The sequence below is a fragment of the Micromonospora haikouensis genome (assembly GCF_000876225.1).
In the GTDB taxonomy this organism is placed as follows: Bacteria; Actinomycetota; Actinomycetes; order Mycobacteriales; family Micromonosporaceae; genus Micromonospora; species Micromonospora haikouensis.
On sequence record NZ_JXSX01000001.1, the window covers coordinates 1924304 to 1935760 of the forward strand.

Below are 11457 nucleotides of genomic sequence, written 5' to 3' on the forward strand. Positions count from 1 at the left end.
TTCGCGACCATCGCCGCGTGCCACCCGCGGCCGACCGGCTACCCTTCGCCCGTGACAGCTAGCGCGTGGCCCTGGCCCGTCGGCGCGGCGACCGGCATCGGTTCGCTGCCCGGCACCGACATCGCGGAGGCGCAGCGGATCGTCCTCGGGGAGCTGCCCGCCCTGCCCCACCTGCCCGAGCTGCCGGCGCGCGGCCCCGGGGCGGACCTGATCGGCCGCACCGGCGGTCTGCTGGTCGAGCTGCCCGTCGAGCTGTACGCGGCCCGCTGGCGGGTCGCCCCCCGCCCGGGGCGGGACCTGCGCCGGGCCCGGGACCTCATGGAACGCGACCTCGACCAGCTCGCCGAGCAGGCCGAGGAGTACGCCGGCCCGGTCAAGGTGCAGGCCGCCGGCCCGTACACCCTGGCCGCCGGCATCGACCTGCCGATCGGCGGCCGGATGCTGCGCGACCCCGGCGCGGTGCGGGACCTCACCGGTTCCCTCGCCGAGGGGCTGCGCGCCCACCTCGCGGCGGTCGCCCGCCGGCTGCCCCGGGCCTCGGTGCTGCTCCAGCTCGACGAGCCGTCCCTGCCGACGGTGCTGGCCGGGCGGGTGCCCACCGAGAGCGGCTTCGGCACGTACCGGCCGGTGCCGCAGCCCGACGCGGCGGACCTGCTGCGCACGGTGGTCGAGGCCGTCGGCGTGCCGGTCGTGGTGCACTGCTGCGCGCCGGACGTGCCGCTGGAGCTGATCCGCTCGGCCGGCGCGGCCGGGGTCGCGCTCGACCTCGCCCTGGTGAAGGACCTGGACCCGCTCGGCGAGGCGATCGACGCCGGGCTCGGGCTGCTGGCCGGCGCCGCGCCGGCCACCCCGCCGCCGGGCGGTCGCGCGCCGACCTCCGCCCAGGTCGCCGACCGGGTACGCAAGCTCTGGGACCGCCTGGGCTTCCCGCGTCGCCGGCTGCCCGAGCAGGTGGTGGTCACCCCCGCCTGCGGCCTGGCCGGGGCCACGCCGCAGCACGTCCGGGCGGTGCTCGCGGCGTGCCGCGACGCGGGCCGGCGGCTCGCCGAGGACTGAGGTTTCCTGTCGCACCCTGCGGGCAGGATGACGCACATGATCGGACAACTGCGTAGCACGGTCGTCGACTGCCCCGATCCGCGTGCCCTCGCGGCGTTCTACGCCGAGCTGCTGGGCCTGCCGGTGGCGGAGGGTGACTCCGACGGCGACGAGTGGGTGGTCCTCGGCGGCCCGGTGGGGCAACACCCCCGGCTGGCCTTCCAGCGCGCCCCCGACCTGCGCCCGCCGACCTGGCCCGACCCGGAGCGGCCGCAGCAGCTCCACCTCGACATCACCGTCACCGACGTCGAGGCGGCCGAGCGGGCGGTGCTGGCGCTGGGCGCGCGCCGGCTCGACGGCGAGGGGGAGGGGTTCCGGGTCTACGCCGACCCGGCCGGCCACCCGTTCTGCCTCTGCTGGGACTGACCCGCCCGCCTGTGTCCCGTCGCATGGCGGGGATCGCCGGGGCGCGGCATGATCACACGGGTGATCGACTCCTCGCTCCGGCGGGCCTCCGGCTCGCTGCTCGGCCTGGCCTACGGTGACGCGCTGGGCCGCCCGACCGAGTTCCTGACCGTCGCCGAGATCCACCGCCGCTACGGCCCGTCCGGCCCCCGGGAGCTGGAGGGCGACCCGGCGCTGGTCACCGACGACACCCAGATGGCGCTCGCGGTGGCCTGGGCGCTGCACGACGCGCCCGCGCTCACCCCGGCGGCGGTCGAGCCGCTGCTCCGCGAGCGCTTCCTGGCCTGGGCGGTCAGCCCCGACAACAACCGCGCGCCGGGCATGACCTGCCTGCGGGCCTGCGCCGAGCTGTCCCGGGGGGTGCGCTGGCAGGAGGCCACCGTGGCCGGCTCGAAGGGCTGCGGGGCCAACATGCGGGTCACCCCGGTCGGGCTGCTCGCCGTCGACCTGGACACCCTGGCCGGTCTCGCCCAGCTCCAGGCGGGCCTGACCCACGGCCACCCGACCGGGCTGGCCGCGAGCGAACTGACGGCGTACGCGGTCCGCCTGCTGCGCGACGGCGCGGCGCTGGCCGAGCTCCCGGCGCTGCTCACCGACCGGGCCCGGGAGCAGCGCCGGGTCTACCGGTCGGACTGGCTCGGCGACCTGTGGCAGCGTCCCGGCGTCGACTCGCCGCAGGAGTTCATCGCCCGGGGCTGGGACGAGTGCCTGGGCGCCCTGGGCCGCCTGACCACCACCCTGACCCGCCCCGACGACGGCGACGACCCGTGCCGGCGTACCGGCGAGGGGTGGGTGGCCGAGGAGGCGCTGGCGACCGCGCTGCTCTGCGCGCTGTGGCACGCCGACGACCCGGTCGGTGCGCTGGCGCGCGGCGCGACCACCGCCGGCGACTCCGACTCCATCGCGGCCCTGGCCGGCGCGTTCGTCGGCGCGGCGCACGGCCTGCCGGCCTGGCCGACCGACTGGGCCACCCGCATCGAGTACGCCGACCAGCTCGCCGCCCTCGCCGCCGGACTCGACTGACTGCTCCCCGGCCGACTGCCTCTCTCTTCGCCCCCGACGGCTCTCCCCCTGACTGCTCTCTTTCCCTGACTGCTCTCTTCCCCTGCCTCTCGACCCGCCCGCGAGCCGGCGGCGGGTCGAGGGCGGATGACTGCTGCCGGCACATAGGGAGCTGAGTCGAATACGACATCAGCGCCCTGCGAGGCAGCCCGACCACGGGCGGCGACATGCTCGACGGTGCGCCAGCGGCCCGGCAGCGTTGTGGCGGTAGGGCGGTGGGGCAATGTGGCGGCGTGAACGCGCTGCTCGCGTTGTCCCGACCGCTCCCAGTTGAGGCGGGTCGGGCGCAGGCTGGAGGCCGCAGGTCGACCCGCACACGCTGATGCCGACTCGTTGCCGGCCGGAGCGCATCGGACATGGTGCAGCGTTCCCGGGGAGACGCAGCGACAGGGCAGGCTGTGTGCCGAAGCCAGCGATGATCGTCTGCTGATTATGGAGACGGGCGTCGGCGTGTCGTCTCCATCGTCAGCAGACGATCATGGCGGGGTGGGGGTGGCCTGGTGGCGGGTGGCCTGGGCGGTGGGTGGCTCGGCGGCGGGGGCTGGCGGCGGGTGGACCGGTGGCGGGGGTGATGTCGTTGGTGACTCAGCTCCCTAGGCACCGCAACTGCCCATGTTCCCTCGCGTGACGCCGGCTGCTCCGCCCAGGCCGCGGATTGTCCCACCGTCCCGATACGGTGCGGGGGTAGCGTGAACAGGGAGGTCGACACGGTGTCCGAAGCCGGCAGCATGTCCGAGGAAGCCGTTCCACAGCAGGTGAGCCCGGCGCAGGAGGCGGCGGCGGGCCCCGAGCCGACCCCCGAGGCGCGGGAGCGGCACGCCACCCTCAGCCAGGAGCTGACCGAACACCAGTACCGCTACTACGTGCTGGACGCCCCCACCATCTCCGACGCCGACTTCGACCGGCAGCTGCGCGAGCTGGAGGCCCTGGAGGCCGAGTTCCCCGCCCTGCGCACCCCCGACTCGCCGACCCAGCGGGTCGGCGGCACCTTCTCCACCGACTTCACGCCGGTCACCCACGCCGAGCGGATGCTCTCGCTCGACAACGCGTTCGCCGACGAGGAGTTGGCGGCCTGGGCCGAGCGGGTGGAGCGGGACGCGGGCGGCCCGGTGCCCTACCTCTGCGAGCTCAAGGTCGACGGGCTGGCGATCAACCTCACCTACGAGAAGGGCCGGCTGGTGCGGGCCGCCACCCGGGGCGACGGGCGCACCGGCGAGGACGTCACGGCCAACGTCCGCAGCATCCGCGACGTGCCGGCGCGGCTGACGCCGTCCGACGATTTCCCCGACGTGCCCGAGTTCGTCGAGGTGCGCGGCGAGATCTACTTTCCGATCGCCGGCTTCGCCGACCTCAACGCGAGCCTCGTCGAGCAGGGCAAGGCGCCCTTCGCCAACCCGCGCAACGCCGCCGCGGGCAGCCTGCGGCAGAAGGACCCCCGGATCACGGCCTCCCGGCCGCTACGGCTGGTGGTGCACGGCATCGGTGCCCGGCGCGGCTACACCCCGACGGCGCAGTCCGAGTCGTACGCGGCGCTGCGCTCGTGGGGGCTGCCCACCAGCGACCGCTGGCGGGTCGTGCCCGACCTGGCCGGCGTCGCCGAGTTCATCGCGTACTACGCCGAGCACCGGCATGACGTCGAGCACGAGATCGACGGGGTCGTGGTCAAGGTGGACCCGGTCTCCATCCAGGGCCGGCTCGGCTCGACCAGCCGGGCCCCGCGCTGGGCGATCGCCTTCAAGTACCCGCCGGAGGAGGTCAACACCAAGCTCCTCGACATCGAGGTGGAGGTCGGGCGCACCGGCCGGGTGACCCCGCGAGCCCTGCTCGAGCCGGTCCTGGTGGCCGGCTCCACTGTCGCCTACGCCACTCTGCACAACGCCCGTGAGGTGGAGCGCAAGGGGGTGCTGATCGGCGACACGGTGGTGATCCGCAAGGCCGGCGACGTGATCCCCGAGGTGCTCGGCCCGGTGGTCGACCTGCGCCCCGCCGACGCCAAGCGGTTCGAGATGCCAGCGGACTGCCCTTCCTGCGGCACCGCCCTGCGCCCGGAGAAGGAGGCGGACGTCGACATCCGCTGCCCCAACAGCCGCAGCTGCCCCGCGCAGCTGCGCGAGCGGGTCTTCCACCTCGCGGGCCGGGGCGCGTTCGACATCGAGGTGCTCGGCTACAAGGGCGCGGCGGCGCTGCTCGACGCGCAGGTCATCACCGACGAGGGAGACCTGTTCGGGCTCGACGCCGAGCAGTTGGCCCGGTCGCCGTTCTTCGTCAACAAGGACGGCAGCCTCGGCAGCAACGCCGCCAAGCTTCTCGACAACCTCGCCGTGGCCCGGGAACGCGACCTGTGGCGGGTGCTGGTCGGGCTCTCCATCCGGCACGTCGGCCCGACCGCCGCCCAGGCCCTCGCCCGGCACTTCCGGTCGATGGCGGCGATCCAGGCCGCCAGCGAGGAGGAGCTCTCCTCGGTCGACGGCGTCGGCCCGACGATCGCGGCCAGCATCGTCGAGTGGTTCACCGTCGACTGGCACCGCGAGGTGGTCCGCAAGTGGGCCGAGGCGGGCGTACGGATGGCGGAGGAGGCCGGCGACGAGGGGCCGCGCCCGCTGGAGGGGCTCACGGTCGTGGTGACCGGCACCCTGAGCGGGTTCTCCCGCGACCAGGCCGCCGAGGCGATCCAGGTGCGGGGCGGAAAGGTGACCGGCTCGGTCTCCAAGAAGACCGGCTTCGTGGTGGTGGGCGACAACCCGGGGTCCAAGGCCGACAAGGCGGCCACCCTGAAGGTGCCGGTGCTCGACGAGGACGGCTTCCGGGTCCTGCTCGACCAGGGCCCGGACGCGGCCCGGGAGGTGGCCCAGGTCGGCGAGTGACCCGAGCGGGCCCGCAGCGGGCGGCCGCCGGTGCACCTTGACCGCACCTGGCCGCGTATACCAAGTTAGTTACGACTAGGACCGATTCGCGGCTGTCATCTCTGAAAAGCGGCACCCAGGGCGTTTCATGGTGGTCACGGCGGGCGCAGGGCCCGCCGCGACCGCTGCCCGGGAGGTGCGATGGAGGCCGCCGATCCGCGAAACTCCGTCCCGCCGGGACGCGCGACGCCCTTCTTCGGTTTCGTCGCCGCCGTCGCCGCGCTGGCGGTGCTGCTCTCCGCCGGGCCGCTGGCCGCGCTGGCGGGCCGGCTCGCCGAGCTGCCGGCGGCGTTCTGGACGATGGCGGCGCTCGCCGTCGTCTGCGACGCGCGGCCGTTCGTGCCGCCCGGGCGGCGGCAGTCGTCGGCGGTCTTCCCGTCCACCTGCTTCACCTTCGCCATCCTGCTCGGCTGGGGGCTGGGCCCCGCCGTCGCCGTGCAGACCGTGGCGGTGGTCGTCTCCGGCTGGCGGATGGGGCACGCCGCGTGGCGCTCCGGCTTCAACGCCGCCCAGTACGCCTGCGCTCTCGCCGCCGCCTCGGCGGTCACCGCCCTGGGGCCGGGGAGCATCTTCGCCGGCGGGCGGCTGCGCGCGGTCGACGTGCTGGCGGTGGGCGCGGCGACCGCCGTCTGGTTCGCGGTCAACTACGGCCTGGTCAGCACCGCCATCCGGCTGCGCTTCGCGGACCGCTGGTGGCCTGGCGTCCGGTCCGGCCTGGGGTACGAGCTGATCTCCACCGGGTCGCTGCTGCTGCTCGCCCCGGTGCTGGTGGCCGCCGCCCGGGCCAGCGCCGCGCTGATCCCGCTGGTGCTGGTGCCGCTGTTCGCGGTGTACCGGATGGCCCGGCTCGCCGCCGAGCAGGAGCATCTCGGGGCGCTCGACCCGCTCACCGGCCTGCCCAACCGCAAGGCGCTGCTGGCCGAGGTCGCCGAGCAGGTCCACCTGCACGCCGAGCGCTCCGCGCGCAACGAACCGGACGCCCAGCTCGCGCTGCTGCTGATCGACCTGGACCGGTTCAAGAACGTCAACGACGCGCTCGGCCACGCCGTCGGCGACCGCCTGCTGATCGAGGTCAGCGCCCGGCTGGCCGGCGCGGTGGGGGAGCGGGACCTGCTCGCCCGCCTCGGCGGGGACGAGTTCGCCATCGTCAGCACCGGGCTCGCCGGCGTGGACGCCGCCCGCGCCACGGCCGAGCGGCTGGTCGCCGCGCTCGCCGAGCCGGTGTCGCTGGACGGGCTGCCGCTGGACGTCGGCGGCTCCATCGGCATCGCCATGTATCCCGAACACGGCGAGGACTTCGCCACGCTGATGCGCCACGCCGACGTCGCCATGTACGACGCCAAGCACCGCAACGACACCATCGCCGTCTACGCCGCCGAGTCCGACCACAACTCGGCCGAGCGGCTGGGGCTCCTGGCCGACCTGCGGCGCGTACTCGAGGCGGGGCCGGTCGGGTCGGCGGAGCGCGACGCGCCGGTCGGCGCGCGCGGCGGCGACGGGGCCGCGCTGCCGGCGGCCCTCCCCGCGGCGGCGGGCGGGCCGGTCGACGCGGGACGGCCTGCACCCGCCGGGCCGGGCCGGTGGCGGGCCCGCCGGCACCGGCAACGCGCGGAGCCGGACCACCCCGACGACCTGATCAACCGGATCGTCACCGCCGCCGACCCGATCCGCCGGCGGGCCGCCGAGCCCGACGTCGAGCCGGGCGGGGCGGACGCCGTGGGGCCGGCGCCGCAGGCCGGGCCGGCGCGCGGCGACGCCGACGGCGCCGGTCGGATCACGATGTACTACCAGCCGCAGGTCGCCATCGCCACCGGCGAGGTCGTGGGCGTCGAGGCGCTGCTGCGCTGGCGGCATCCGCGCCGGGGCATGGTCGACCCGGAGGAGCTGATCCGGGTCGCCGAGCAGAGCGCCGTGATGCGGCTGCTCACCCGCCGGGTCGTCGACGACGTGGTGGAGCAGCTCGCGAAGTGGTCGGCGGCCGGGATCACCCTGCGGGCCGCGCTCAACGTCAGCGTCCGGGACCTGCACACCGGCGAGATCGCCGACCAGATCGCCGACCGGCTGGCCCGCTACGGCGTCCGGCCCGACCGGCTGCAACTGGAGATCACCGAGGGCGCGCTGATGGCCGACCCCCGGCGGGTGCTGGCCACCATCTCGCGGCTGCACGCCATCGGCGTGGCCATCGCGCTCGACGACTTCGGCACCGGCTACTCCAGCATGCAGCACCTGCGCCGGCTGCCGCTGTCGGAGGTCAAGGTGGACCGGTCGTTCGTGCTCGGGATGGCCGACGACGCCGACGACGCCGCGATCGTCCGGTCGATGATCGAGCTGGCCGGGGCGCTCAATCTGCGGGTCGTCGCCGAGGGCGTGGAGGACGAGCGGACGTGGCGGCTGCTGCACGCCGCCGGCTGCGACGTGGCGCAGGGCTGGTTCTACGCCCGGCCCATGCCCGCCGGGGAGCTGACCGACTGGCTGGCCCGCTACCGGCCGCTGCGGCCGGCGGCCCGCGAGGCGGAGAGCCGGCCCCCGCAGGCCCGCTGACCCCGCCGCCGCGCCGGCCGCAGGGGGAGTCGGGGACGCCCGGCCGGTGCCGGGCAATAGACTCGCTGCGGTCACCGCGTGTCATCGTCGTTGCCGGCGCGCGGCAAGCCACCGCCAGATGCAGCAGGACAGCCAGAAGGGGGCACTGATGGCCGCCATCTCCCGCGAGGAGGTCGCGCACCTGGCGCGACTGTCGCGGCTCGCCGTCACGGAGGAGGAGCTGGACACCTTCGCCGGCCAGCTCGACACGATCCTCCAGGCGGTCGCCCAGGTCGGCGAGGTCGCCGCGGCGGACATCCCGCCGACGTCCCACTCCGTGCCGTTGACCAACGTGCTGCGCGAGGACGTGGTGGTGCCCGGCCTGACCCCGGCCGAGGCCCTGTCGGGCGCGCCCGACGCCGAGGAGCAGCGGTTCCGTGTCCCGCGGATCCTGGACGAGGATGTGGCGTCATGACCGACCTGACCAAGCTGACCGCCGTCGAGATCGCCGGCCTCGTGGCCGGCGGCCAGACCTCGGCCGTCGAGGTGACCCAGGCCCATCTGGACCGCATCGCCGCCGTCGACGGCCGGGTGAACGCCTTCCTGCACGTCGACGCCGACGGCGCGCTCGCCGCCGCCCGCGCCGTCGACGAGCGCCGGGCCGCCGGTGAGGAACTCGGCCCGCTCGCGGGCGTGCCGGTCGCCGTCAAGGACGTGCTCACCACCAAGGGCGTGCCGACCACCGTCGGGTCGAAGATCCTTCAGGGCTGGCGCCCGCCGTACGACGCGACGATCGTGCAGCGGCTGCGCGCCGCCGGCACGGTGATGCTCGGCAAGACCAACATGGACGAGTTCGCGATGGGCTCCTCCACGGAATACTCGGCGTACGGGCCGACCCGCAACCCGTGGGACACCGACCGCATCCCCGGCGGCTCCGGTGGCGGCAGCGCCGCCGCGCTCGCCGCGTACGAGGCGCCCCTGGCCATCGGCTCGGACACCGGCGGCTCGATCCGCCAGCCGGGCGCGGTCACCGGCACCGTCGGCGCGAAGCCGACCTACGGCGGCACCTCCCGCTACGGCCTGGTGGCGTTCTCCTCCTCGCTGGACACCCCCGGCCCGTGCGCGCGTACGGTGCTCGACGCGGCGCTGCTGCACGCGGCCATCGGCGGCCACGACCCGCGCGACTCCACCTCCATCCCGCAGCCGGTGCCCGACGTGGTGGCCGCCGCCCGGCTCGGCGCGACCGGCGACCTGACCGGCGTGAAGCTGGGCGTGGTCACCGAGTTCTCCGGCGAGGGCGCGGAGCCGGGCGTCGCGGCGGCGTTCCGCGACTCCGTCGACGCCCTGGCCAAGCTCGGCGCGGAGATCGTCGAGGTGTCCTGCCCCCACTTCAAGTACGCGCTGCCGGCCTACTACCTGATCGCCCCGAGCGAGTGCTCCTCGAACCTGGCCCGCTTCGACGGCGTCCGGTTCGGGCTGCGGGAGGGCGACGACGGCAACCGGTCCCTCGAAGAGGTCATGTCGCTGACCCGGGACGCCGGCTTCGGCCCCGAGGTCAAGCGCCGGATCATGCTCGGCACGTACGCCCTCTCCTCGGGCTACTACGACGCCTACTACGGGCAGGCGCAGAAGGTCCGCACCCTGATCACCCGGGACTTCACCGCCGCGTTCGAGCGGGTCGACGCGCTGATCTCGCCGACCACCCCGTTCGTGGCGTTCCCGATCGGCGCGCGCACCTCCGACCCGTACCAGATGTACCTGGCCGACCTCTACACCATCCCGACCAACCTGTACGGCGGGCCGGGCATCTCGGTGCCGTGCGGCCTCTCCGACGGGCTGCCGGTCGGCCTGCAGGTCATGGCCCCCACGATGGCCGACGACCGGATGTACCGGGTCGCCGCCGCGCTGGAGTCCGCGGTCGGCACGTTCACCCCACCGGCACTGTGAGGCAGGAGCACCGATGAGCACGACGACCTTGCCCGCGTACGACGACGTCGTCGCCCGCTACGAGCCGGTGATCGGCCTGGAGACCCACGTCGAGCTGGGCACGAACACCAAGATGTTCTGCGGCTGTCCGACGGACTTCGGCGGCGAGCCCAACACCCGGGTCTGCCCGGTCTGCCTGGGCCTGCCCGGGTCGCTGCCGGTGGCCAACAAGGCGGCGATCGAGGCGACGATCCGGATCGGCCTGGCGCTCAACTGCTCGATCGCCTCGTGGTGCCGGTTCGCCCGGAAGAACTACTTCTACCCGGACATGCCGAAGAACTTCCAGATCAGCCAGTACGACGAGCCGCTCTGCGTCGACGGCTACCTCGACGTCGAGGTGGGCGGCGAGCTGGTCCGCATCGGCATCGAGCGGGTGCACCTGGAGGAGGACACCGGCAAGACCCTGCACGTGGGCGGGGCCACCGGCCGCATCCACGGCGCGACGGAGTCGCTGGTCGACTACAACCGGGCCGGCATCCCGCTGGTGGAGATCGTCACCAAGCCGGTCCCCGGGACCGGGGCGCTGGCCCCCGAGGTGGCCCGCGCGTACGTCACCGAGCTGCGCGACGTGATCCGTTCGCTGGGCGTCTCCGACGTGCGGATGGAGGAGGGGTCGCTGCGCTGCGACGTCAACACCTCCCTCAACCTGCCCGGTCAGGAGTGGGGCACCCGCACCGAGACCAAGAACGTCAACTCGCTGCGCTCGGTGGAGCGGGCGGTCCGCTCGGAGATGCTGCGGCAGGCGTCGGTGCTCGACGCGGGCGGCCGGATCACCCAGGAGACGCGCCACTTCCACGAGGACACGGGCGACACCACCCCGGGCCGGTCGAAGGAGACCGCGACGGACTACCGCTACTTCCCGGAGCCGGACCTGGTGCCGCTCGCCCCGGACGCCGCCTGGGTGGCCGAGCTGAAGGCGGCCCTGCCGGAGCTGCCCCGGCTGCACCGCCGCCGCCTCCAGGAGCAGTGGGGCCTGTCCGACGCCGACATGCAGTCGGTGCTCAACGCGGGCGCGGTCGAGCTGATCGAGGCGACCGTCGCCGCCGGGGCCACCCCCGCCGCCGCCCGCAAGTGGTGGCTGGGCGAGCTGTCCCGCCGCGCCAACGAGACGGGCGTGGAGCTGGCCGACGTCGGGGCCACCCCGGCGCAGGTCGCCGAGCTGCAGGGCCTCGTCGACGCGGGCAAGCTCAACGACAAGCTGGCCCGCAGCGTCCTGGAGGGCGTGGTGGCCGGCGAGGGCTCCCCGACGGAGATCATGACCGCCCGGGGCCTGGAGGTCGTCTCCGACACCGGCGCGCTCACCGCCGCCGTGGACGAGGCGATCGCCGCCAACCCGGACATCGCCGAGAAGATCCGCAGCGGCAAGGTCGCGGCGGCGGGCGCGCTGGTCGGCGCGGTCATGAAGACCACCCGCGGCCAGGCCGACGCGAAGACGGTCCGCGAGCTGATCCTCTCCCGCCTCGGCGCCTGAGACGCAAGGAGGGGC

8 protein-coding genes are annotated in these 11457 nt (G+C 74.7%); all 8 read left to right on the forward strand.

Annotated features, from left to right (window positions below; all coding sequences use genetic code 11):
• Positions 1 to 51: 51 nt before the first annotated feature.
• The 8 genes from TK50_RS08535 (at position 52) to gatB (ending at position 11442) form a co-directional block, all read left to right on the forward strand.
• Positions 52 to 1056 carry a uroporphyrinogen decarboxylase/cobalamine-independent methonine synthase family protein gene (locus TK50_RS08535; protein WP_043962240.1) on the forward strand — a complete coding sequence of 335 codons (1005 nt, stop codon included), beginning with the start codon at positions 52 to 54 and terminating at the stop codon, positions 1054 to 1056.
• Positions 1057 to 1092: 36 nt separating this feature from the next.
• On the forward strand, positions 1093 to 1461 hold the full coding sequence (locus tag TK50_RS08540; RefSeq protein ID WP_199485987.1) for a VOC family protein: 369 nt from the start codon (positions 1093 to 1095) through the stop codon (positions 1459 to 1461).
• A gap of 48 nt (positions 1462 to 1509) precedes the next feature.
• On the forward strand, positions 1510 to 2523 hold the full coding sequence (locus tag TK50_RS08545) for an ADP-ribosylglycohydrolase family protein (protein ID WP_043962242.1): 1014 nt from the start codon (positions 1510 to 1512) through the stop codon (positions 2521 to 2523).
• A gap of 767 nt (positions 2524 to 3290) precedes the next feature.
• The gene (gene ligA / locus TK50_RS08550; protein ID WP_043964117.1) at positions 3291 to 5426 is read left to right on the forward strand and encodes an NAD-dependent DNA ligase LigA; all 2136 of its coding nucleotides are present in this window, start codon (positions 3291 to 3293) and stop codon (positions 5424 to 5426) included.
• A 180-nt stretch (positions 5427 to 5606) separates the two neighbouring features.
• On the forward strand, positions 5607 to 8006 hold the full coding sequence (locus TK50_RS08555; RefSeq protein ID WP_043962243.1) for a putative bifunctional diguanylate cyclase/phosphodiesterase: 2400 nt from the start codon (positions 5607 to 5609) through the stop codon (positions 8004 to 8006).
• 148 nt (positions 8007 to 8154) lie between these two features.
• The gene (gatC, locus tag TK50_RS08560; protein WP_007075103.1) at positions 8155 to 8460 is read left to right on the forward strand and encodes an Asp-tRNA(Asn)/Glu-tRNA(Gln) amidotransferase subunit GatC; all 306 of its coding nucleotides are present in this window, start codon (positions 8155 to 8157) and stop codon (positions 8458 to 8460) included.
• The gene (gene gatA / locus TK50_RS08565; RefSeq protein WP_043962245.1) at positions 8457 to 9932 is read left to right on the forward strand and encodes an Asp-tRNA(Asn)/Glu-tRNA(Gln) amidotransferase subunit GatA; all 1476 of its coding nucleotides are present in this window, start codon (positions 8457 to 8459) and stop codon (positions 9930 to 9932) included. Before gatC ends, gatA begins: the two co-directional genes overlap by 4 nt.
• A gap of 13 nt (positions 9933 to 9945) precedes the next feature.
• Positions 9946 to 11442, forward strand: a complete 1497-nt coding sequence (gatB, locus tag TK50_RS08570; RefSeq protein ID WP_043962246.1) for an Asp-tRNA(Asn)/Glu-tRNA(Gln) amidotransferase subunit GatB — start codon at positions 9946 to 9948, stop codon at positions 11440 to 11442.
• Positions 11443 to 11457 lie beyond the last annotated feature (15 nt).

What these genes read in the sequence shown, in the direction of transcription:
- TK50_RS08540 (WP_199485987.1), top strand. Translation starts at nt 1,093, where the DNA reads ATGATCGGACAACTGCGTAGCACGGTCGTCGACTGCCCCGATCCGCGT.
- TK50_RS08545 (WP_043962242.1), top strand. Translation starts at nt 1,510, where the DNA reads ATGATCACACGGGTGATCGACTCCTCGCTCCGGCGGGCCTCCGGCTCG.
- ligA (WP_043964117.1), top strand. Translation starts at nt 3,291, where the DNA reads ATGTCCGAGGAAGCCGTTCCACAGCAGGTGAGCCCGGCGCAGGAGGCG.
- TK50_RS08555 (WP_043962243.1), top strand. Translation starts at nt 5,607, where the DNA reads ATGGAGGCCGCCGATCCGCGAAACTCCGTCCCGCCGGGACGCGCGACG.
- gatC (WP_007075103.1), top strand. Translation starts at nt 8,155, where the DNA reads ATGGCCGCCATCTCCCGCGAGGAGGTCGCGCACCTGGCGCGACTGTCG.
- gatA (WP_043962245.1), top strand. Translation starts at nt 8,457, where the DNA reads ATGACCGACCTGACCAAGCTGACCGCCGTCGAGATCGCCGGCCTCGTG.
- gatB (WP_043962246.1), top strand. Translation starts at nt 9,946, where the DNA reads ATGAGCACGACGACCTTGCCCGCGTACGACGACGTCGTCGCCCGCTAC.